Source organism: Alloacidobacterium dinghuense (assembly GCF_014274465.1).
Classification (GTDB): Bacteria; Acidobacteriota; Terriglobia; order Terriglobales; family Acidobacteriaceae; genus Alloacidobacterium; species Alloacidobacterium dinghuense.
Window position 1 is genome coordinate 2677618 of sequence record NZ_CP060394.1, and the last position, 23275, is coordinate 2700892.

Consider the following 23275-nt stretch of genomic DNA (forward strand, 5'->3'; position numbering starts at 1 on the left):
CTCGATCGAGCTAAGCAAATAACGGGATAGACGCGGTTGCCAGTCTCTTATTGAAGTCGACCGGCAAACCACCCTCCGTTACGAGTAGCGCAACGCTATTTATCTGATGCAGGCGTGAAGCCAGGTAACATGCGCGACGTTGGATGGAACAAGTGATAGTCGCTGTAAGTCATGTCGGACAACTTTGTTTCAAAAGGCGCGTAGACTTTAAGGCTCTCGCCCCATTCATGAATATCCGCTGTTGTCCTCGATCGTGATATTGCGATGCTCTTTGACGGACACATGTAGATCACTCCGCCGATGGTGACAGGTGTGTATTCGACCATGATGTCAGAGCGCTGAAGGGGTAGCCGTTTTTCGCATTCCGCCTGAATGGTGAGCCGAAGAACCTCTCCGCTTGCCGGATCGACAGTGAACTCCCCGTGATATGGCAGCGCTTTCTGGAATGCGACGATATTGTCGTCGATAGACAGGAAAGTCGAACCCCCGGCGAAAAGAGGCGTTCCCCTCGGCACCCGATACCCGAAGACGGCCAGTGGTCCATTGGCGCCCTGCTCCCACCTGCTCCAGTACAACTCGCTGCCTGCCTCGGAAGCGCCCACGATTACCGTGGCAAGTACAGCCCCAAAAGTTCCCACGGTACTCAAATTCCGTTGATGCTCATACAGTGACCTTTTGCTGGATTCAACAGTTGCAATCTCTTTGCCATCGCGAAAAACCACAGCTGCTTTTGAAGTCACATCCTGATGCAGGGACTGATCGTTATCGACCGTCTTCCACTCTCCGGGTGTCAGTGGATGCTGGTGATATTGGATAGTCATCCGCTCGGCAAACAAATTCGGCAGCGTGCGAGTGGTCTTGTCGACATATTGAATAGCTCTAGCCATGATCTGCTTCTGTGTAGCTGCATCGGGGGGCGCGATTGTCGGAATCTCATCTGGCGGTGGAGGCAGGAACGATGACGTATCGGCTAACGTAACAAGGGCTTCATGGACAGCCCTGTCCTTGACACTGGATTCCAGTTTTGCCAGACGCACACCGCTCAACCTTTCGGTCAATTCCATGTGCGAAACCTCCCTCGCCATCTCTTTGCCGGAATTTCCCCTCCCGGCTTCCAATGCATCCTCCAATTGCTTCACCGATACTTTCTGAAGCGCCGTCGGAGGTTGATCGTAGAAAACGGGTTCATCGAAGTATCCGATAGTAGTACGCGCGATTAAATCAGGATTGCCGACGGCCACCTTCAATGCGTGATATTCGTCAATCACATTTGTGGGAGGAGGATCAAAGGTCAGCGAATAGAAAGTGCTTTCCTTCTCAATGCGCTTCTCAATTTCGTCGCTCAGGTCGCTGCGCGACTCCAAAAGGCCGCCTCCAGTCCGCAGCACCAGCGACTTCAATAACAGAGGACTGAAATCAAAATTCTCTGGAGTGATGCCCTGGAGAGGATCATGGTAAATGAGATCGCCGACCGGCGACGGTCGCCCGGACTCGTCATACGTAGCCCACTGGGTAGCCATCCAGAGATCGATCCTGGCTTCGCGCAATCGGGTTGAAAGCTCGGTGACAAGATCGAACATTCCCGGGCCTGGTTGTCCGTTGAATTTCCAGCCACTACTTAGCCAAAACAGCAACTTTCTGCCGGGCCGGCGTCGCTCCTCAAGAGCGATGGATCCGAGAGCAACGACCGTGTGGAGCTTCTGTAGCTCGCTGCGTCTCGCCTCCTCTTCAGCAGCACTTGAGATTGACGCTGTTTCGCGAACGATGACAGTCTGTTCCATGCTTGCCAGGAGCGCGGATGTTTTCCAGATCGTCCGTGGTTCTTTCTTCTTAGCGATCTGGTCGGCCAGAACATTGCCGTCAGTGGAAGGAGAGGCTGAAGCTGAAAGCCCTCGATCATTCAGGCGATACACAGATACCGGCAGGCCAAGCTGCCCATTGTGTTTGCGCAGGAAGTTCTCGGCTTCGCGCTCCGCATCGGCAAGCTGCACCGCCGGTAAATTCAACTCATCGATTACCAGGATGACCTCCGTGGGAGGATCGGACTTGGCATCCATTCCATGGAAGGCCTGAAAGGTAACGATCTTTTCCGGCTGACCATTGTCAAGCAGCGTAAAGTCCTGCTGCTTGAGTCCGGCTACCGAATTTCCTGATTTGTCCGTCACAGTAACATCGACTCGGATGATGCCTTGCGTCGTATCTGGCATAGCGCCAGACTCGTTTGCAGCCGGCTTTGGGATCGCAGCGCCCTGTTGCTGCGCAAACGCAGCAGTAGAGATTCCGAGGAGAAATACAGCGCAAATCCGGGTTAGCATCATCGATCAATCGCCGGAACGCACACCATATCTTCGATACACGACTCTTGACCGATCATGGTCCAATCTTCGCATACGAGTTAACCCCCACAGTAAAACTCCCGAAGCAACCTCTGGCGTAAAAAGAAGCATCCGGGGTCGTGATACCATTTCCGCAAATGGCTGGCTCCGCGCCCCAGCCGGAGGTCCTATGAGCCAATTCACTCGTCGCGATTTCCTCAAAACTTCCATTGCTGCCGGCACTGTAGCCAGCCTCGGCCCGCTTTCTCTTGGCGCCACAACTCGCACAGCCACCGACATGGTCACGCTGGGGAAATCCGGCATGCAGGTCACGCGCCTCGCCTTCGGCACCGGAAGCAGCAACGGCCATGTGCAGGCCGCGCTGGGCCAGCAGGAATTCACGCGGCTCGTGCATTACGCATATGATCGCGGCATCCGCTTCTTTGAAACCGCCGAGGCTTACGTCACGCCGGCGATGCTCGGAGAAGCGCTCAAAAGCTTCCCGCGCGACAGCTATCAGCTGATGACGAAGGTGACCACGAATCACACCAGCGATCCGCAACAGCGCTTCGACGACTTGCGCCGCACCTCGCAAACCGAATACTTCGACATTCTGCTGCTCCACTGGCAACACACGCCTGACTGGGTCTCCGAATCCGCCCGGTGGCAGGACGGCATTCTCGAGGCGCAGTCAAAGAAGGTCATCCGCGCGCGCGGCGCATCGGTCCACGGCCTGCCCGCTCTGCGCCAGATGCCCGGCAACAAATGGCTCGAAGTTGCGATGATCCGCATGAACCACAATGGCACGCGCATGGACGGCCCCACATGGGAAGACAACAACAACCCCGACCACGTGAGTGAAGTCGTCGAACACGTGAAACAGGTGCACAAGGAAGGCATGGGCGTCATCAGCATGAAGCTCGTCGGCGACGGCGCCTTTACGCGCCGCGAAGACCGCCAGGCCGCGATGCGATTTGCCTTCCAGCACGCTGGGGTGGATTGCGTTACCGTCGGCTTCAAGAACACGCAGGAAGTCGACGAGGCCATCAACAATCTCAATCTCGCGCTGGCCTGACGGGACGGCCCATTCTATGCCAACAATGCAGCGCGTCACTTTGTCCCAGGTTCGCTACGTCGGACAGACGGCACGACCGGCGCATGGCTTCTTGGATGGCTATCAAGCCTGATCCCCTGTACTCTCATTCCTGAGCATGGCACGACTCAGAAGCCCCGAAAAACGCAGCGCAATCCTTGAAGCAGCGATACACGAGATCGCAGAGAATGGCATTGGCGCGGCTACGGCAAAGATAGCTGCCCGCGCTGGCGTCGCCAACGGCACGCTCTTCACCTACTTCGCCAGCAAGGAAGAGTTGCTCAATGAGCTCTATCTCGATCTGAAGAACGAGTTCTACCGCAGAGTCAACGCCGACTTCCCGCAAAAAGCCAGTCTTGAGCGTCGAACATGGCATGTGTGGTCGAGTTTTCTCGATTGGGGCATCGAGTTCCCCAACAAACGTAAGGTTTCTATGCAATTGAACGTCTCTGACCTCATCACCCCTGATACACGCGCAAGAAGTGCAACCGAGCGCGGAGCTATTGACGCCCTACTAAATGAACTGGAGGCGCGCGAAGCGCTTCACGGTTTGCCGAAGGGATTTGCGGCGGCAATGATGGCTGCCATGCAGGAGGCGACGATGGACTTTGTCACGAAGCAACCCGGTCAACGTAAAAAGCTCAGCGAGAATGCGTTCAAAATCCTCTGGCGCGCACTGCGATAAGAATAAGCCCGAGAAATAAATGAGCACCTAGTCAGTCATTATTGAATCTCATACCCAGGAGGATCTCGCATGGCGAAGGTCTGGTTGATTACTGGAAGTGGAAATGGTTTAGGGCGCGACATCGCCGAGGCGGCGCTGGCCGCCGGTGACAGCGTGGTCGCTGGAGCGCGCCGGACTGAGGAGTTGGAGCCGCTCGTCGCGCGGTACGGCGGCCGCATCAAGCCTGTAACGCTGGAAGTGCGCGATGAGAACGCGGCCAAGGCTGCCGTACAGGCGGCGGTGGATACCTTTGGGCGTCTCGATGTGCTGGTCAATAACGCGGGCTACGGCCAGTTCGCGCCCTTCGAACAGATGAGCGCCGAAGACTTTCAGGCAATCGTCGACACCTGCTTCTACGGCGTCGTCTATACAACCCGCGCTGCCCTGCCGGTCATGCGCAGGCAACGGAGCGGCCACATTTTTCAGGTGTCATCCATCGGAGGTCGCATCGCGATTCCCGGGAACACGCCCTATCACGCGGCAAAGTGGGCAGTCGGAGGGTTCAGCGACTCTTTGGCGATGGAAGTCGCGCCATTCGGAATTAAAGTGTGCACCCTCGAGCCAGGCGGCATTCGCACCAACTGGGCCCGCCGCGCGCGCCAAAACCCACCCGAATTGATGCCGGACTACGAGCCTTCAATCGGCCCGATCCTGAAGCTGCTGCAAAGTATTGAGGGCCGCGAGGAAGGTGATCCCCGCAAGATCGCCCGCCTGATCGTACAACTGACGGAGAGCGGCGACGTGCCTGTCCGGTTGATCCTTGGTGTAGATGCCGAAAAGCGAGTGCAGAGCACGGAGGCCGCACGTGCTGGCGAAGCGGAAAAGTGGCATCACCTCACCGTCTCAACCGTGTATGAAGGCGTGGAGGATATCCCGGAACTGCTGAACCACTAGTCGTAGGATGAATCGGTGTTGCCGGTTTTTGATGTCAAGATCCTAGATAAAAAGAAATAATGGTAATCCCTTTGACAGAAGATGGAGTTGGACCGTTTGTCCTGCGGAAGCAGGACGGCGGTGAAAGAGCGGGGCTTCAGCCCCCGCGTTAGAAACCTCAACAAAGAGGGCTTCAGCCCCGGGCTTTCCCTGTTTCTCCTTTGTCAAGGGGATGATCAGCAAGAAATTCCGTAACCCATTCATTCTAAATCGCAAATATCCTGCGCTGCTTGGCGTACTATTTGGCTGAATCCGGTAAAATAGAAATAGAGACAAAGCCCGCCGATCAGGCGGGCTTTTCATTTGCAGGCAGCTCTCTCCGGGCTAACGCCGGCGCACTTAACTACCTTTACTTGGAAGAATTTAGAAAAAAATGGGGGGTGCCCAACCGCGGAGATACCAGAGCTGTAATTTGGCAGGACGCCCAGAGAGCTGGGTCTCTCTGAAGAGCGCATGGCGCAAGGACACTCTATCATCAAGGCTTGCATGCAGCGCCCCTAACTACCTTATTTGGAGGAATTTAGAAAATCATGGGGGGTCTCTGGGCCGAGAAATACTTCGAGTGCGCGGGTCAAGCCCGCGCACTCGAAGCACTACCGAGGATAGTAGTAATATCCCGGACGATAGTAGTAAGGGTAAGGATAGGGATATCCGTAATACGGATACGGATACGGGTAGGCATACACCGGCCTGCGCACCAGTCGCGGCTGCTGCGGAGTCACCGATGCCTGCAAACGCTGCGCCTCCTGGTACGAAACCGGAGTCACCGTAACCGGAGTCGCGAGGTGGAAGCTCAACACAGCCTCCGGCGGAATGACAACTTGCGGACCCTTGGTCGCCGCGGACGCCGCAAGTCCGGTTGTACCGCCAGCTACGGCGCCCACCGCTGCACCCACGCCGCCGCCAGCGATGGCGCCGATCATAGCGCCCAACGCCGCCCCTCCCGCGGTGTTTGCTGTCGAGTAGCCGCCTTTGCCCGGCCCCTCACCCGTCCACGTCTCGGTGGTCAGCGGATAGGACTGGCCGCCAAGGTTGAGCGCAGTGAGCTGCAACTGCAGCCCGGGCTTCCCTGTCAGATCACCCGGCTTCTTGACTCCCGTGACCTGCCCGGTCAGCACCGCGCCACGCGGAATGGCCAGCGCGTTGCCCTGATAAATGTCGTCGGCAACCGTCGCCTGGAACATCGTGCCCACCTGCGTCTTACGCGAGTCGAGAAGCTCGCTGGTGCGCACATTCAGCAGCGTACCTGAGGGAATCGTGACTGGTCCGCTCGGCTGCTGGTAGACGGGTTGCTGCTGTTGCTGCGGATAGCCGGGCTGTTGCTGCGGATAGCCGGGCTGTTGCTGTGGGTAGTTGGGCTGTTGTGGATAGCCAGGAGCCTGCTGCTGCGCTGGAGATGGGTAGTTCTGCTGGTTCTCAGCCTGATCGGGATTCGCCACGCCTTGGTCATATGGAGGAGGCGGTGGAACCTGTTCCGACTGCTGATCGGAAGGCTGCGCGGGCGGTTGCACCGGTGTATTGCTGACCGTGAGATTGTTCTGAACTGAGCGAACGCCGCTCACGCCAGCGGCAATTTGCTCGGCAAGCTGCTTGGTCGCGGCATCGCTCACAGTACCGGAGAGCGTGACGTCACCCTGGATCGTCGCCGCGGTAATCTGCTGTCCCTGCAGCTGCGGAGAGTGGGCCAACGCCGTAATCACGTCGGTTTCGACGTCAGCGTCCATCCGCGTAGCCGCCGACGGCTTCTGCGGCGCAGCAAAAGCATCAAAAACGTACAAAGGAGAACCAATCGTCGCGGCGAGAACCGCCGTCATCGCAAACCGTTTCGTCCCGGTCAAGGAATTCATCATTGCAACCCTCATTGCTTCCGCAACCTAACTAATAGACGTGCAGTAGGCCCGCTCGTCGCTTACATAAACACCTGCGCCAGCAAAAAGTTACGGGCTGGCGCAAAGCCAGCCCGTAACTTCGAAAAAAGGATCGGAATTTATCCCTTCAATTTCTTATAGCGAGCAATCAGAGCACCGGTCGAGCTGTCATGTTTGTGTTCGGCCTTGCCCTCCAGCTCCGAGATGATGGTCTTCGCCAGCACCTTGCCCAGCTCAACACCCCACTGGTCAAAGGAGTCAATCTGCCAGATCGCACCCTGGGTAAAGACGCTGTGTTCATACAAAGCCACAAGTTTGCCCAGCACCTCCGGAGTAAGCGTCTCGACCAGGATGGTATTCGACGGCCGGTTACCCTCGAAGACGCGATGCGGAACCAGCCAGTCCGGCGTTCCCTCCGCCTTGACCTGCTCCGGGGTTTTGCCAAAGGCGAGCGCCTCACCCTGAGCAAAGACATTCGCCATCAGCAGATCATGATGGTCGCCCAGCGGATTGAGCGTCTTGCCGAAACCGATGAAGTCGCAAGGTATCAGCTTCGTCCCCTGGTGGATGAGCTGATAGAAGGAGTGCTGCCCGTTCGTTCCCGGCTCGCCCCAGAAGATCGGGCCGGTCTCATACTCTACATGCTCGCCGCTGAGCGTGACATGCTTGCCGTTGCTCTCCATTGTGAGCTGCTGCAGATAAGCTGGAAAGCGTTTGAGGTACTGTTCATATGGCAGAACCGCTACCGTCTGCGCGTCAAAGAAATCGTTGTACCAGACAGAAAGGAGTCCCATCAGCACCGGCAGATTCTTCGCAAATGGAGCCGTGCGGAAATGCTCGTCCATGTCGTGGAAACCAGCCAGGAGCTTGCGGAAGTTGTCCGGCCCGACAGCCAGCATCGTAGAAAGTCCGATGGCCGAGTCCATCGAATAGCGACCGCCAACCCAGTCCCAGAAGCCGAACATATTCGCCGTATCGATGCCGAACTTCGAAACCTCTGCTGCGTTGGTCGAAACCGCAACAAAGTGCTTTGCGACGGCTTTTTCATCGCCGAGTTTCTTGAGGCTCCACTCACGCGCCGTGTGCGCGTTGGTCATCGTCTCAAGCGTGGTAAATGTCTTCGAGGAAATGATGAACAGTGTCTCTTCTGGATCGAGATCAACAGTTGCTTCCGCAAAGTCGGTCCCGTCGACATTCGAGACGAAGCGGAAAACCATGTCGCGCTTGCTGTAGTGCTTCAGCGCCTCGTACGCCATCACTGGACCAAGATCCGATCCGCCAATGCCGATGTTGATAACGTTCTTAATGCGCTTGCCCGTGTGCCCGGTCCATGCGCCGCTGCGCACACGGTCGGCAAACGCCGACATGGCATCCAGTACTGCATGCACTTCGGGAACAACATCTTTGCCATCGACCAGAATTTTCTCGCCCTTGGGCGCACGCAGCGCAACATGCAGCACTGCGCGATTCTCAGTGATATTGATCTTTTCGCCGCTGAACATCGCGTCGATACGCTCGCGCAAGCCGCTTTCCTCTGCGAGTTGCAAGAGCAACTTCAGTGTTTCGTCCGTAATGCGGTTCTTGGAGTAGTCGAGATAAATGCCAACAGCCTCTGCCGTCAGACGCTCGCCGCGCTTGGCGTCATCGGCAAACAGTGATCGCAGATGCACGTCCTTGATCTTCTGATAATGCGAGTCGAGAGCTTTCCATCCGGAAAGCTGCGTAAGCGGAACTGCTTTTTCAGTGGTAGTAGCCATGACGCTCCTTCTTCTCTAGCGACTTAGATTCTTCCACAGCTTCGAAGGTGACAGAAGAATCGCCGGCAATCTAACCGAGACTATTCATGGCAAATTCACGAGCAGATTCCAGCAGCTTTGCCACTGACTCCTTCGAGCACGACTCAGAGTATATGCGCAAGAGCGGCTCCGTGCCCGAGGCACGCAGGAGCAGCCATGTCTCCGCAGCGTTCGGCTTTGTTGTAGCTTCCGGATTCTTAAGGAAAAACTTGATGCCATCCAGCGTCTCTACTCGCTCAACCGGCATCCCGGCGAATTCCTTCACGCCCGCGCGAGCCTTGGCAATCGTGGCGTTCTTCAGGTCGTCATCGATATGCAGATCAATGCGCCCATACTGGTGCTCGCCGTACTCCTCCTGCAACCGCGCGACGAGTTGGCCGAGCGTGCGGCCCTCTTCGGCCATAACATTGGCGAGCAGCAGCGCATTCAACAAGCCATCGCGCTCCGGAAGATGCCGCTTGATCCCGATCCCGCCGGACTCTTCGCCGCCAACAAGGATGTCTTTCTCCAGCATCAGATCGCAGACATATTTGAAGCCGATACCGTGTTCATGCAGAGTACGCCCGTAGCGCTTGCAGATGCGGTCAAGCATCTTTGTCGTATTGAAAGCGCGCGTCACATCGCCCGGCCACTGCTTTCGTTCAAGCATCCACTGCAGAAGGACCGAAAAAACCTTGTGCGGATCAACAAAGTTGCCATGCTCATCAACGGCGCCGATGCGATCGGCGTCACCATCTGTTACCAGACCCGCCTGACATTTCTCCGCGACAACGGTCTCCTGGAGCGCGCGAATGTGTGGTTCAATCGGCTCCGGATTGATTCCTCCGAAGAGCGGATCAATGTTGGCACGAATTTCTACAAAGTCCACGCCGATCTTCGAAAAGATTCCTGCAAGGATTCCGCGGCCCGCGCCGTACATGCAGTCGATCGCGAGCTTCAGGCCCGATTTACTGATCAAATCGAGATCGGCAAAGTTGGAAATCGCCTCGATGTAAGGCGTCTGAAAATCGACCATCTCGATCTTCGCTGGAGTGGACGCCTTCGGCAACGGCTTCTCCAGATAGCTCTCGATCTCGGCAATGATCGATGGCTTTCCTGAACCGCCGTAGTAAGCCTTGTACTTCACGCCATTCCATTGGTAGGGATTGTGACTGGAGGTGATCATCACTCCGCCCACGGCGCCGTGGGCGCGTACCCCGTAAGAAAGCGCTGGCGTCGGCGTGATGCGATCTGCAAGGCTGACTGGGATGCCGGCGGCGGAGAGAACTTCAGCAACGGATTGAGCAAAAGCCTGCGATTGGAAACGCGTGTCATAGCCGATGCAAACGCCCTCTCCTGGATCCTTGTTGGAAAGCACGTAGGTTCCAATAGCGGCCGCCGCTATGCGAACATTTTCAAAAGTAAAATCATCGGCGATAACTCCGCGCCAGCCATCGGTTCCAAATTTGATCGCAGTCTTGTTTCCCATGCGTCGACTTACTTCTGCTCCTGAAATTTCTAGATCAATTCTTCGCGGCCATTTGTGGCGAGCTGTTTCACGATCTTGCCTACATCCTGCGAATGGTGGCGCGTGGTGATAAGAATGGCATCATCCGTTTCTACGACGACCAGGTCTTCTACACCGACCAGTGCGACAAATTTCCTGGGACTATAGACGTAGTTGCCATGTGCATCCAGCGGCATGCTGCCTGCACTCTCGGTGACATTCTCATACTTGTCTGCCATGTTCGCCTGCTCTAGCTGATGCTCGTAAAGTGCAGCCCAGGAGCCGAGATCATTCCAGCCGAAATTTGCAGGCAGGCAGTAGAGACTGGAATGATGCTCACCTTTCGCAGATCGCGGTTCCAGCACCGCATAATCTACGCTGATGTTTTCGCACCGTGGGTAGAGTTTCTCAAATACTTTGCGGAATTCCGGCGTCCCGTAGGCGGCGGCAATCTCTTCAAGAATGGGTGCGGTCTCTGAGAGATGTTCGCGGATGGCGTTCGCCAGCGTACGCGCGCTCCAGACAAAAATGCCGCTGTTCCAGTGGTAGTTGCCCGCCGCAACGAACGCCTCAGCCCGCTCGCGGTTCGGCTTCTCGGTAAAGCGGCGCACGCGCAGCGAACCGTCGTCGAGCGCGCTTCCAGTTTCGATATAGCCGTAGCCCGTCTCCGGACGCGTGGGAGTGACCCCAAGCACGACGATGTTTTCCGCAGCCGCTGCGATCTTGATGCCATGTTCCAGCACGGAAAGAAATGCGGCTTCATCGGTGATCACATGATCTGCCGGAAAAATGCCTAATACTGCGTCCGGATTGATCCTCTCGACAAGAAATGCGGCAAGTCCGGCAGCGGGCGCGGTGTTGCGCGCCGCAGGTTCGCACACGACCTGTTCGTCAGGAACGACGTCCAGCTGCCCGCAAATCGCCGGCGAAAGAAGATCATTGGTTATGACCCAGATTTCCTCGCGTTTAGCCAACGGAGCCAGGCGATCGACCGTGCGCTGAATCATCGTGCGTTCGCCGTCAAGCGCTAAGACCTGCTTGGCGCGTGCCCTGCGACTGCGCGGCCAGAATCGCGTTCCGCTGCCTCCGGCCAGAATGATCGGCCGAAAATCGATTGCTTTGGACATGGCCCTCCGATAGGAATTCAAATGTTCAGGCGGATTGAGGAAGGATGCGAATGACCTCCGCCCCGGCTTCCGGCGTAATCTTCCAATCACGAGCACCCGCCGGAATCACAGCGAGTTGACAGCGGTTCAGCGAAAACGCCTCAAAGCCTGCGCCCTCGATCTTCAGTCTCCCATCAGCGACGAAGAGCAGTTGTACTCCATCTGCAAAAGCATTTTCCACTGAAGGGAGAGTCCCTTTCCATTGCTCGACGCGAAAGTATTTCTGGTCTAGCAACACTGAATGTCCATTCATCTTCTTAGGTGTCATTTTGCCCGAGCCAGTTGTAAGCCGCATCGCTTCAAACGATTTGTCGAGATGCAATTCACGCGGACGGCCGTAGTCATACATGCGGTAAGTCAGATCGCTCGTCTGTTGGGTTTCAAGAAGCACCGCTCCGGGTCCAATCGCATGCACCGTGCCGGCGTCAACAAAGATCATGTCACCTTTGTTCACTGGCACGCAGGCCAGCAGTTCTTCCAAGCGCGACTCTGCAATCGCGGCCCTCACTTGCTCGATCGGCGTTCCTGGTTTGATGCCCAGCGCAACTTCGGCGCCTGGCTGCGCATCGAGTGCATACCAGCATTCCGTCTTGCCACGCGGCTCGCCGTACTTCTGCGCTAATGTGTCGTCAGGGTGCACCTGCACGCTGAGCTTTTCTTTTGGGAAAAGTACCTTGATGAGCAGTGGAAATTCCTGACCTGCTCTGCCTTGACCCAGCAATGCCTCTCCGTGAACGGCCGTAATTTCCTTGAGAGACTGGCCTTTCAAAGGTCCTGTCTCCGCTACGCACATCTCGCCGGTTAGCCATACTTCGCCGATCGGCTCTCCGTCGGTCTTGAAGTCATACCAGGGTGAAAGATCATTGAACCCCCAAACACGGGTCCGAAAGTAGGGAGAAAGCCTGAATGGTGTAAAGCCTTGCATGCATTCCCAGTATGCCTGATTTTGTGCCACTTACGCAGCCTTCGCCGCAGCGGCTAACATAGAAGAGATATGGCTCGTTATCTTGTAACCGGATGCGCCGGATTCCTAGGCTCTTGGATCAGCCAGGCGCTCATAGAACGTGGAGAAACAGTTCGCGGTTTCGATAATTTCGAAACAGGCCGCAAACAGAACCTGGTCGACATTCTCGATCGCATGGAGTTCATTGAGGGCGACTTACGCAATGCGGATGAAGTAGCCCGCGCCTGCGACGGCATCGACTACATTCTGCATCAAGGCGCACTGCCTTCAGTACCGCGCTCGGTAAAAGATCCTCGCACAAGCCACACGGCGAATATCGACGGTACCTTCAATCTGCTTGAAGGCGCGCGCGCAGCGGGCGTCAAGCGTATCGTTTATGCTGCCTCGTCATCGGCATATGGCAATCAGCCTGGTTTTCCGCGAAAAGAGACTATGGTGCCGATGCCTATCGCACCCTATCCAGTGCAGAAGCTAGCTGGAGAGCTGTACATGCGCAGCTACTGGCAGGTCTACGGACTCGAAACTGTCTGTCTTCGCTACTTCAACATTTTCGGCCCGCGACAAGTGCCCGATTCTCCTTATAGCGGTGTGATGGCAAAGTTCACGCTTCTCATGCTGAATGGAGAACAGCCAACAATCTTCGGAAACGGAGAGCAGGGTCGAGACTTCACTTATGTCGAGAACGCCGTGTCGGCGAATCTGCTTGCGCTTCACGCGCCTGCAGAAAAGGTCGCGGGAAAGGTCTTCAACGTGGCTTGCGGCGAGCGGCACACGTTGAACAAGACCTACGAGATTCTTGCCGAACTCACGGGCTTTTCCAAACCTCCGCTCTACGGTCCTGAGCGCACTGGAGATATTCAAAATTCTCTGGCAGATATCAGCGCCGCACGCGAAGCCTTTGGTTACGAGCCGCTCGTTGGTTTTGAGGAAGGGCTTCGCCGCACGGTTGAATGGTATAAGGAGCAAATGAAAGAGGCTGCTCCGCAAAGCAGCCTCGCGTGATTGTTACGTTGTTAGTTGCTTTTTACTGAGTGGCGTTCACCAGATCGCGCAGCGGCCCGAGTACTGTAAATCGAACGAGCCCTTGCGGCTTCTGCGCGGCATCTAGCGTGGCAAGGCTGCTTTGCTTCCATCCAGTAGGGGCGGGGCTAGCGCTCGCTAGATGTGCTACGGCTTGTGAGCCGATCTCCGCCAACTGAGCAAATTGTTGCACTCGCTCCGTGGCGTCCTCTGCCAGCAAGGGTGAGGCGACAACAAGTTGCTGAACCTTCGAACCTGCCGTTGTCCACTCGGCGAAGATCGCCAACAACCGATGCTGTTCACCCGAGTGCTGCGATGGGTTTTCAAGGAACACTCGAACCAGAACTTCCATCTCATGCCGCGAAGGTGGATCGGGACGCACCGCATCGACAAGCCGATCAAGTGGAGTTAGCTGAGAGGTATGCTGTCCCTCATAGCGCTCATGGAAGCTCACAGGCTCAAGAACAGAAGCAAAGACGCGCATTGCGTCAATTCCCGTAGTGCCTGTCAAAGCGCGAAGACCAACATCTTCCTGTGTGAGATGCGTCAGACCAAAGGTCTCCAGCCGCACCGACATGACATCAAGCCTGCGGTACATGTCATTTACGTCGCGGACATTCTCGGGCGACCAGAAACGCTCGGCCATCGCCGCAGTGCGCGGCCAGATGCGTGAATCAATCGTGCGCTCGTAAAGCTGCTCTCCCCACATACACACCTCCCCACCAAGGATGAGCGAGCGTTGCTGGGGCGTTAGATCCGAGTTCGAAGGCAGCGGGTCAGCCAGATAATGCTGCTCCGCCGATTTCATGGCATCAAGATAATATGGTGCCGACAAAATTCCCTGGTAGCCCTGCTTCGCCCCCGCCGCAAGCGATGCTTCGCCGCGCCATGACTGCACCACGACATCCTTCGGAAGCCCAGGATTCAACACTTCATCCCAGCCAACCATGTGTTTGTGGTGCTTCTCCAAAATCTTCAGCAAATGTCGGTTGAAGTAAGCCTGCAACGCTGCCGTGTCCTTCATGTCGTGCTTATGCATGAACTCCACGATGCGCGGATTTCCCTTCCACTGCGCGCCATTGCTTTCATCGCCGCCAATGTGAAGGTATGGATCGGGAAAGATGGTCGCCATCTCGCCGATGAAGCCGTCGAGAAACCTGTAGGTACTGTCGCGCGTGGGATCCATGGCCTCATCCGAAATCCCAAATTCACGCCGAATCTTGTATGGTCCGGGACCGCTCGAAATTTCCGGATAGCCAACGAACCAGCTCACGCTGTGTCCCGGCATATCAAACTCCGGCACCACGCGAATACCACGCGCCCGCGCGTAGGCAACCACTTCCTTCGCCTGCTCCTGCGTGTAGTACAGGCCATCCGAGCCCACGCCCGTAAGCTTTGGGTAGAGCTTGCTTTCAATGCGAAAGCCCTGGTCATCCGTCAGGTGCCAATGGAAGACGTTCAGCTTTACCGCAGCCAAACCGTCCAGCGTGCGTTCGATGACGCTGACCGGCTCGAAATGCCGACCGACATCGATCAGCAACCCGCGCCAGCGAAACCGCGGCGTGTCTTCGATGCTCACTGCTGGAATGAAATACCCGGTGTGATTTGCCTGAACGAGCTGCAGCAGAGTCTCCATGCCGCGCAATGCTCCGACAACTGTGTTCGCCTGCAGCTTCGCTCCTGTTGCCGTCACGTTCAGCGAATACGACTCATCCTCGTCAACCGATTGAACGGCCTCGCCTGCGTCCTTCACATCAATGACGAGGGCTGCATTCGCAGGGTCCTTCAGAATGTCTTTTCCAATCGGTACTCCTGTCTGATATTCCAGACGGTGCAGCATGCGACCAATTGCACCATCCAGCCGCTCGTCGCGAAACTGCGGAGCGGCAACGCTGAAGGAGGAAGTTACGACGAGGCCGCCTTGGCCCACAGTCAGCTTCTCTGGCTGCGGCATCAACGTGTTATTGAAAGAAGGCAAAGTCGTTTGTGCACTCATCTGAAGGGAAGAAAGCAGAAGTACGCCACACGCAAAGGTCGAACAGATCGCAAACCGCAAAGCATCGCTCCAAGGTAGATTTGTTCCGAGGCATTAGAATAGCAATCGAAATGCAACGTGTGCTTCTCGCTTTCGTTTTCCTGCTATTTTCGGCCTTTCTTCACTCACAAACGATACCGCCCCTCCAATATGCCGACCTTGGCGATCTAAAACTGGAGAATGGCTCAGTGATTCACGACTGCAAGGTCGGGTATCGCACTCTAGGCACCCTCAACCCGGCAAAATCGAATGCTGTGCTCTACCCCACATGGTTCACGGGGAAGAGTGGCGATATCGTCGCGGGGCTTAGGCCGGGAACATACGTCGACACGAGCAAGTACTTCGTAATCGCCGTCGACGCGCTGGGGAATGGCGTCTCCTGCTCTCCGTCCAATAGCACAACGCAGCATGGGATCGACTTTCCGCAGTTCTCCATCCGCGACATGGTCTACTCCGAATATCGCCTGGTGACCGAAACGCTGCACTTGCAGCATCTGCGCGCCGTCATGGGCGTCTCGATGGGCGGCATCCAATCGTTCCAGTGGATCGTAAGCTATCCAGATTTCATGGATCTGGCGATACCGATTGTAGGCACACCGCAGATGAGTTCCTATGACTTATTGCTCTGGAACACGGAACTCAAAGCGCTCAAATCCGATCCTGCATACAAAGACGGAAAGTACACGCAGACTCCACCGCTCTCTCTTGTCGCGCTCATCCATAACATGAATCTTTCGACACCGGACTTCCGCGCCAATCACACAACGCCGGAAGGCTTTCAGCAGTACTTCGATCAGATTGTCACCGACGGTGACCGCTTCATGGACGCAAATGACTACCTGCGCCAATTGCAAGCGATCATCGGACACGATATTGCTCATGGCGGCTCGCTCTATGACGCAGCGAATAAGGTAAGGGCAAAGGTGCTTGTTGTAAGTGCTACGCAGGACCATATGGTGAACCCGCTACCGGCACTGGGATTCGCCAAGCTGATTCATGCGCAGACGTTGCTGCTGGAGTCCGATTGCGGGCATATGGCTCCGGGGTGTGAGAGTTCAAAGATGGATCCGGTAGTGGATCAGTTTCTCAGCCAGCCGTAGGCTGTGCGGCCTTCACACGAAGTTGCTTCCGTCGCCCTCGACGTGGGTTGGCCGCTCCTTCTTACGAAGGACATCGATACCGGCGCGCAGACCATTCAGTACGCCGGAAACCTGCTTCAGCGGCGAAGCGATTCCGTGTTGCACCGCAGCCGTTGCCTGCGTAATTCCATCGAGCACAGCCGTTGCCATTTCATCGACACGTGTCAATTGGACTTCAGCAAGATCGGCTACATGGCTAAACGTCTTGTTGATGTGCTCAGCCTGCGAGCGCAAAATGCTGCTTGCCTCGACGAGGTTTGAAGTTGCCACCTTAACCTTTGGCGAGACGTCTTCGACCAGATTACGTGCGGTCGAAAGCGTGGGCACAAGGTGCTGCTTCAGTTGATCGGTGAGCTCATGGACTTCGCCTGTGGCTTTCTTGACCGCGATGAACATCGCCAGCAACACAAACGCCTGTATCAGAACGCCAATCGAGGTAACAGCAGTGAAGATAATGAAAATAACTTCGGGTATCGGCATAATTTTCACTCATTTGCCTGCTTCGATTGGCGCTCCTCGAACAATAGTCTACGAATGCGACGGCTCCGGGCCTGGAGTCGGTTCGGTGGCGGTGCCGGTGGTTGTACGATAGGCTTGCTTGCCCGCTTCGACTGCAGCTGTGACTCGTCCGCCGTGCTCACTCACGAACTGCTTGCCCTGATTCATCCAGTCATTCAGCTGTGACTTTCCGCGGTCTGCGTACTCCTTACCGCGGTCAACGTACTCGCCGACCTGGGCCTTCCCGCGATCGATGTACACATTTGCCTGATCTGCGGCCTCGCGCCCGCGCTGCTTCAGATACTCTGTGCCTTCGCGTGCGCTGCTGGCAAGGTCTTCGCGCGTTTCGCGTCCTGACTTTGGAGCATAGAGTACGCCCAGCAAGGCACCAAGTCCAAGACCAGCCAGAAACCAACTGAATCCACTTGACTGCTTATCATCTGACATAAATACATTCTCCTTCGCTGGAAACCGGATGGTACCAGATATTAGAGCCCTTTGAGTCTCCCGCATCGTCAATATATGAGTAGATGCCGCGACAATCAATCGCGCTGCCATACGGCGCAGCGAGGAGTCTATCTAGGATACTAATCGCAGCACACATGGCCATTTATTCGGTAAGACTGATTCAGGGAGATAATGGTATTACATATGAACACGATCCGTATAAGAACACGGGGCCTTCAGGTGGCGCTGCTCGGTGGAGCATTACTTTTTGCCGCAGGCTGCAACAGACAGCAGACAGCAACACAGCCAGCGCGCACCGACCAGCAGGTTGCCAATGACGTTCAAGCCAAAATCGCCGCTGAGAGCGCATTGAACGGGCAAAACATTCAGGTAGGAGTCACGAACGGGATTGCAACGCTCTCCGGCACAGCGAACGACGACGCTTCGCGCGCGCTCGCCGGAAACGACGCGGGCAGTGTCGATGGCGTGAAGACGGTGGTGAATAATTTGACGGTCGAGCCGCCGAAGCAGGCGGCTGCTCCGGCGCCGGTTGCCCCGCCGCCCCCGGTTGAGAAGAAGCGCAAGCATCGTGAGGAGAAGCAGGTGGCCGAGGCAGCACCGGAGCCGCCCCCCGCTCCCGCGCCAGCTCCGGCTCCAGTAGAGCAGGCTCCGCCGCCGGCACCGGCGCCACCGCCTCCGCCGCCGCAGCCGGTGGCGAAGACGGTCACCATCCCGGCGGGGTCGATCATTCCGGTGCGCATCACTGAAGCTCTCAGCAGCAAGGACGCGCAGCCCAACCAGGTCTTCCATGGCTCGCTGGCTGGCGACCTGATTGCCGATGGCATGGTTGCCGTTCCGCAAGGGGCCAGCGTCACCGGGCGCGTGGTGGATGCCAAGGATGCGGCGCACTTCGCGGGCAGTTCTCTGCTCTCGATCGAGCTCACGCAGATCAGCACAAAGAGCCGCCAGATTCCCGTCGTGACTGAGGCGTATTCGAAGGAAGGTCAGGGGCGCGGGAAGAATACTGCCGTGAAGACTGGCGGCGGCGCGGCTCTCGGCGCGATCATCGGCGGGCTGGCTGGCGGCGGCAGAGGCGCGGCGATCGGCGCGGCAGCCGGCGGCGCTACGGGCGCGGGCGTGAACGCGGTCACACGCGGGCAGCAGGTGCAGATTCAGCCGGAAACGCTGGTCAACTTCAAGCTGCAGTCACCGATTACGGTGACCACAACGCATGCAGTTGGGCAGGTGCGGTCGTTCGACGACAATAGCTCGTCCGATCCGCAGCTGGAGCAGCGTCAACCGCAGTAATTTTGCGCATTCTGCGCTGAAAAAGCCCCGCTTTTCAGGCGGGGCTTTTTATTGCCGGCTCGGGGACTACCCCCTCCCCCCTCCCTGTAGTTTGCTTTCTTTGTTTTCAATGATTTAGCGGGGGATCATCCCCTGCTATCTCCATGATTCTGCTAGGTTTAAGTGGTTTCTAGTGTTTTCAATGACTTAGCGGGGGGGTGGGTTCTCTTCAATGAAAAAGGCCGCCGGTTGGGCGGGCTTTTTGATCTCTATATCCAGAATAGCAGTTTTGGCGAAATAACACGCCAAGTTTGGGCGATTTTAAGTGACTTGTTTTCTTGCTGTTACGGATTATTTTGCGTTTCAGGGGCTTGACAGCCTATGGGTGGGCTTCGGGGAGATCGCCCGCGCTAAAGCCCCGATAGAGGCTTCCCTGTTCACCGGCCTGAAGGCCGGTGCTTCTACCGGAGGTGCTTTGCACCTCTTTCCACCCCAGCACGCGAACACCGCGCCTGCCGGGGACCCGGTATTGGTCGTCAGAATGACGGCTGTGTTTGGGGCTTTGCTTTCCCACCCTGACTTCGTCAGGATGGGGCACCCTTGTTCGTGCTGAATTTGGAATTGTTAAGTGCAAAAACGTGGCTTGAAAAGCTGGTTTAAGGTCGATTTTTGTGCACAAAAGAGCCGCATTCGGGACCGAATGCGGCTCTTAAGGTTGGTGGTGATTTAGTTGATCGTGACCTGGATTGTGCCAGTGCTCGATGTGCTCCCCGACGTGCCCGTTACAGTGAAGACGTAAGCACCGGCTGTCGTTCCGCCACCGCCGTGATTGCTGCTGCCGCCTCCGCAACCGATGACGCCGGAGATGGCGATTGCGAAAGCGATCAGGCCGAGAATGGCGCGCCACGTCTTGCGGCGAGCCGGGATGGTGAACATCAGAATGCAGGCCAGTGCTGTTCCGCCTGCTGCTTCAAAGATGTTCTTGAGCGGATAGGTGAGTGCGCTGCTGTTCGCTGTGGATGTCACAGTGAGAGTTGAGGTGCCTGCCTTGGTGCCGCTCAACGCCACGGAAGTGGGATTCAGGCTGCAGGTAGGCAGCATTGCCGCACCGGTTGGGCTGGATGTAAGGGCGCATGTCAGATTCACGGTCCCTGTAAATCCGGAAGACGCCGGTGTGACGTTGACGGTTGTGGTGTTACCGGACGTGGCCCCTGCGGAGATGGAAATTGCACTGCCGCTCAGAGTGTAGCTGCCCCCGCCGCCACCACCCGAGATAACGATGTTGGCTTGGCCGCTGGCCTTGGCGTAGTTGGTGTCACCGGCATAGGTTGCGGTGATCGTGTTGCTGCCATTCACCAGGCCCATCGTGCTTGCCGGAATCGTGACTTGATACAGCGATGCGACCGTACCGGCGTTGGTGAATCCAGTTGCGGATGGTGACGAAGCGGTGCCGATCGTTGTGCTGCCCACGGCGAAGGTAACCGTTCCGGAGGGAGCAAGACCGATGCTGTCCGTGTTGATTTGAGCCTGCAGGGTGACGTTACTACCAGTCTGTGAACCGCTTACTGCAACACCCGTCGGCGTGGACTGGACCACGACCACGTTGTAAGCGCTGTTGCTGCCCGAATAGCTGCCGTCGCCCCCGTAGGTTGCTGTCAGGCCATTGGCGGCAACAGGCAGGGATTGGTTCTGGTTAAGGAAGTTGTTATAGCTTGCAATTCCGTTGCTTGCGATCGCGACTGGAGAGCCGGGTAACGAACCAGCGGTGTTGGCAAAGGCAATGCTTCCGGTGGGAACGGTACTGGAGCAGTTTTTGTTATTGTTTGCGCAATCCGTTCCCACCACCTGCGCAGTGACGGAGGTGGCCAGGCCATACGGCACGGACTGTCCGACGCACGTGGGTGTTTGGGCATTTCCGCCAACGTCTTCGCATACGGGATTGCCGCTCTGCGGGTCAAACATGTTAGCGCCGACTTCAACCACACTCGATTCAGGTGTGATGGTTACGGAAATTGGATTGGATTTGCTTTGAGCATTCTTCACGTCTCCACCGTAGTAGGCGTAGACGCTATAGGGAGTGGATCCATTGCCGGGAAGGTCCCCGTTCGATCCACTAGCCGTGCCGCCTGAGAGCGTCAAAACCGCGCCGAGAGCACCGTTATTTTCCAGGCCGCTGTTGTTGATGATGCTCACGGCGCCGCCGGGCGAACTACCGGTGACGGTAACCGCAAAGTTCAGAGCCGTTCCGTGGGTGACGTTGATCGCGCTGGTTCCACCGTTGATGGTGAGCGAGGTTGACGTGCTCGCGAACGAAGCCTTCTTCCAGTTGGCGAGGAGCTGGGCTACATCGACGCTGCCTAGACCTGAGGCTGCGTCGTAGGCAGTTGCTGCTGTCTTTCCAGCTGAGGCGTTGTAGCCAGTGAGGAATCCGTTGGAGCCACAGTTGGTTGTGCCTGCCTGGCAGACAACGGAGTTGTTGCCTGTGGCTACGTCGTGGAAAAGGGTGGGATAAAGTGACGCCTGCGCCGCCAGGTTATAGATAACGTAATCGGCCTGGCCGAGACGCGCTCCCCCGTTCGCAGAGGAAATCAGAGCAAGCATTCCGGCGAATGCTGGAGCCGCGGCCGATGTTCCGCCTACACCAGTGAAGCCGGTTGTAGATGTAAACGATCCGCTTGTCTGCTGACAGTCCGAGGTAGTGTAAGTCGGACTTGAGCCGTTGGCCTGGTCATCGGAGCAGACCAGCCATAATGCTCCGTAAGCACCGTCGCCAGCGAGGAACGACACATCGGGGATGGAGCGAGCGCCGGTGCTCACGCTGTTGGTAACGCTGCTCTGGAATGCCGGCTGCGGGTAGGGTCCAAGTGTGCCTGGGCAGTTTCCATTGGAATCCAGGGCGACAGAGCAAACGGCGGTACTGCTGATGCCTCCTCCAGCGCTAACGATATTGGTGTTTCCGTTGCTGTCTTTGAATGCAACATTTGTGTTGTATCCGCCGGTGTTGGAAACCGGCGAGTCATTCCACGGGCTCTCCGGGATGTAGCTGAGAGCGGTGCGGTAAAAGCTGGTCGCAGCATTGGCTGTACCAACGTAGGTGGTAAAGGAATTCAGGAGCACATCGTAATCAGTACCGCCGACGGCGATGTTATAGGGTGTGGATGCAAAGGCGCTGACCGCCAGACCGTGTGTAGCAGTTGTCTCCGTATTCTCGTTATCGCAGCCCGCCGATCCGCTGTCGCCCGTGGAGACGGTGACGCTGATACCCTGGGCAGCGGCCTGCTGCCATGCGGCGTTCAACTGTGCGTTTCCACTCGCGCCTAGTGCAGCTTCGCAATTGCCGAAGCTCACGTTAAGGATGCTGACGGCGTTGTCATCTAGGGCGCGATAGATGGCGAGGAAGAGGCCGTTTTGCAGGTCGGTGTCGGCGGAGGTATAGAAGTTGATTTTCGCTCCGGGCGCGATTCCGCCGGCTACTTCATTGTCGAGTAGAGCTTCGATGGCGTCTCCATTCACGCCGGGGTCGTTGCCGTCCACGATGATGTTGGGCTGATTCGAGCTGTATTGCGATGGCAGAAGAGCCGCGCGATAGTTGGCTACATCCTGTGGTGTAATGTTGGAGTCGCCAGCGATTCCGATGGTTACGCCGGTGCCATCATAGGTGGTGCCGCTGTAGTTCGGGTTCAAGGCCGAGTTTGGCGTGTCGTAGATCAACGCCGCGTCGGCAGGAACCGTGAACAGGATGTTGCCGCCGCTGGCTACATACGAGCAACCGCTCGAATTGCAAAGCAGCGTAAGGTCTGGCTTGATCTTCTTCGTTTCCGAATCAAAGTGAGCCTTGGCGCTGATAACGGCATTCTTCTTCGCACGGAAATCATTCAACTGCGCGATGCCGCCAATGACTGGGGCGAGCGCTGCAGGAATCTGCGGATCGGTCGAGTTCGCGAAGTGCGTTTCGCCGTTGATCACGTACTTGTGGATGGTCGTGTTAAATGCCCGCTGAATCTGCGCCACATTTCCGGAGAACTCGATGACGTTCCGCGCCTGCGGAACCTTCTCAACGGTAAAGCCTTGTGACTGGAGCCATGCTGTGACCGTGGTGAGGTCGATGTCGCTGATACCGTATGCTGTGCCGATCTGTGCGGGCGTGAGCCACTTGCGATAGTTCGCCGAGTTCGGGTTCTGCAGGTCGCCGAGGTATTGCTTCAGGGCCTGCTCCTGCGTGTCGCTGCGCTTGAGCACGAGCATGATGCGTCCGGTGGCCATGGATCCCGGCGCGGCTCCCTGGTCGTATTTTGGTATGGCGAGCGGATGCACGTTGTGCGAGAGGGTGACGCGCACGTCTGGATTGATGGGCTGCGTGATGCGGTTGGGGATGATCGCTTCGGGCTGAGTTTGCGCGGATGCGGCGGCGGCAGTAAAGGCGAAGAGTCCGGCGACAGCTAGCGCGGCCAGACGGAAGATGGAGCGGGGTGTGCGGTATGTATCAGACATGGCCATCCTGTGA

17 protein-coding genes are annotated in these 23275 nt (G+C 56.9%); 6 read left to right on the forward strand and 11 right to left on the reverse strand.

What is annotated here, in order from left to right; all coding sequences use genetic code 11:
* Positions 1 to 95: 95 nt before the first annotated feature.
* Entirely contained in the window at positions 96 to 2318 is a 2223-nt protein-coding gene (locus H7849_RS10855; protein WP_186746439.1) for a VWA domain-containing protein, read from the reverse strand.
* Positions 2319 to 2505: 187 nt separating this feature from the next.
* Here H7849_RS10855 and H7849_RS10860 point away from each other — a divergent pair, with 187 nt between their 5' ends.
* The 3 genes from H7849_RS10860 (at position 2506) to H7849_RS10870 (ending at position 5026) form a co-directional block, all read left to right on the forward strand.
* Positions 2506 to 3390 carry an aldo/keto reductase gene (locus H7849_RS10860; protein ID WP_186746441.1) on the forward strand — a complete coding sequence of 295 codons (885 nt, stop codon included), beginning with the start codon at positions 2506 to 2508 and terminating at the stop codon, positions 3388 to 3390.
* A 136-nt stretch (positions 3391 to 3526) separates the two neighbouring features.
* A complete protein-coding gene (locus H7849_RS10865; protein WP_186746443.1) occupies positions 3527 to 4093 on the forward strand; it encodes a TetR/AcrR family transcriptional regulator in 567 nt (188 codons plus the stop codon).
* Between the two features lie 84 nt (positions 4094 to 4177).
* A complete protein-coding gene (locus tag H7849_RS10870) occupies positions 4178 to 5026 on the forward strand; it encodes an SDR family NAD(P)-dependent oxidoreductase (RefSeq protein WP_251106740.1) in 849 nt (282 codons plus the stop codon).
* 632 nt (positions 5027 to 5658) lie between these two features.
* On the opposite strand, the gene H7849_RS10875 is transcribed toward H7849_RS10870, so the two are convergent.
* The 5 genes from H7849_RS10875 to H7849_RS10895 all read right to left on the reverse strand — a co-directional run bounded on the left by H7849_RS10875 (position 5659) and on the right by H7849_RS10895 (position 12306).
* Positions 5659 to 6915: a BON domain-containing protein gene (locus tag H7849_RS10875; RefSeq protein WP_186746446.1), complete on the reverse strand. Its 1257-nt coding sequence runs from the start codon at positions 6913 to 6915 to the stop codon at positions 5659 to 5661.
* A 137-nt stretch (positions 6916 to 7052) separates the two neighbouring features.
* Positions 7053 to 8690, reverse strand: coding sequence for a glucose-6-phosphate isomerase (pgi, locus tag H7849_RS10880; RefSeq protein ID WP_186746448.1), 1638 nt, complete (start codon positions 8688 to 8690; stop codon positions 7053 to 7055).
* Positions 8691 to 8760: 70 nt separating this feature from the next.
* Positions 8761 to 10197, reverse strand: a complete 1437-nt coding sequence (locus tag H7849_RS10885; RefSeq protein ID WP_186746449.1) for a phosphoglucomutase/phosphomannomutase family protein — start codon at positions 10195 to 10197, stop codon at positions 8761 to 8763.
* A 29-nt stretch (positions 10198 to 10226) separates the two neighbouring features.
* Complete coding sequence (locus H7849_RS10890) at positions 10227 to 11342, reverse strand: mannose-1-phosphate guanylyltransferase (protein ID WP_186746451.1); 1116 nt, start codon at positions 11340 to 11342, stop codon at positions 10227 to 10229.
* Positions 11343 to 11367: 25 nt separating this feature from the next.
* Positions 11368 to 12306 (reverse strand): type I phosphomannose isomerase catalytic subunit, encoded by a 939-nt coding sequence (locus tag H7849_RS10895; protein ID WP_186746453.1) that lies wholly within the window; start codon positions 12304 to 12306, stop codon positions 11368 to 11370.
* 69 nt (positions 12307 to 12375) lie between these two features.
* Between H7849_RS10895 and H7849_RS10900 the strand changes: the two genes are divergently transcribed.
* The gene (locus H7849_RS10900) at positions 12376 to 13347 is read left to right on the forward strand and encodes an SDR family oxidoreductase (protein ID WP_186746455.1); all 972 of its coding nucleotides are present in this window, start codon (positions 12376 to 12378) and stop codon (positions 13345 to 13347) included.
* 22 nt (positions 13348 to 13369) lie between these two features.
* Here H7849_RS10900 and H7849_RS10905 read toward each other — a convergent pair whose 3' ends face one another.
* Positions 13370 to 15343 carry a beta-N-acetylhexosaminidase gene (locus H7849_RS10905; RefSeq protein ID WP_251106741.1) on the reverse strand — a complete coding sequence of 658 codons (1974 nt, stop codon included), beginning with the start codon at positions 15341 to 15343 and terminating at the stop codon, positions 13370 to 13372.
* Positions 15344 to 15471: 128 nt separating this feature from the next.
* On the opposite strand from H7849_RS10905, the gene H7849_RS10910 reads away from it, so the two are divergent.
* A complete protein-coding gene (locus H7849_RS10910) occupies positions 15472 to 16500 on the forward strand; it encodes an alpha/beta fold hydrolase (protein ID WP_186746457.1) in 1029 nt (342 codons plus the stop codon).
* Positions 16501 to 16512: 12 nt separating this feature from the next.
* Here the strand turns inward: H7849_RS10910 and H7849_RS10915 are convergent, their stop codons facing one another.
* Together H7849_RS10915 and H7849_RS10920 are read right to left on the reverse strand one after the other, a co-directional pair.
* Positions 16513 to 17019: a hypothetical protein gene (locus H7849_RS10915; protein ID WP_186746459.1), complete on the reverse strand. Its 507-nt coding sequence runs from the start codon at positions 17017 to 17019 to the stop codon at positions 16513 to 16515.
* 48 nt (positions 17020 to 17067) lie between these two features.
* Entirely contained in the window at positions 17068 to 17484 is a 417-nt protein-coding gene (locus tag H7849_RS10920) for a YtxH domain-containing protein (RefSeq protein ID WP_186746461.1), read from the reverse strand.
* 204 nt (positions 17485 to 17688) lie between these two features.
* Between H7849_RS10920 and H7849_RS10925 the strand changes: the two genes are divergently transcribed.
* Entirely contained in the window at positions 17689 to 18792 is a 1104-nt protein-coding gene (locus H7849_RS10925; RefSeq protein WP_186746463.1) for a BON domain-containing protein, read from the forward strand.
* Positions 18793 to 19150: 358 nt separating this feature from the next.
* On the opposite strand, the gene H7849_RS10930 is transcribed toward H7849_RS10925, so the two are convergent.
* Positions 19151 to 19345 (reverse strand): hypothetical protein, encoded by a 195-nt coding sequence (locus H7849_RS10930; protein ID WP_186746464.1) that lies wholly within the window; start codon positions 19343 to 19345, stop codon positions 19151 to 19153.
* A gap of 152 nt (positions 19346 to 19497) precedes the next feature.
* A complete protein-coding gene (locus tag H7849_RS10935) occupies positions 19498 to 23262 on the reverse strand; it encodes a protease pro-enzyme activation domain-containing protein (protein WP_186746466.1) in 3765 nt (1254 codons plus the stop codon).
* Between the last annotated feature and the right edge of the window lie 13 nt (positions 23263 to 23275).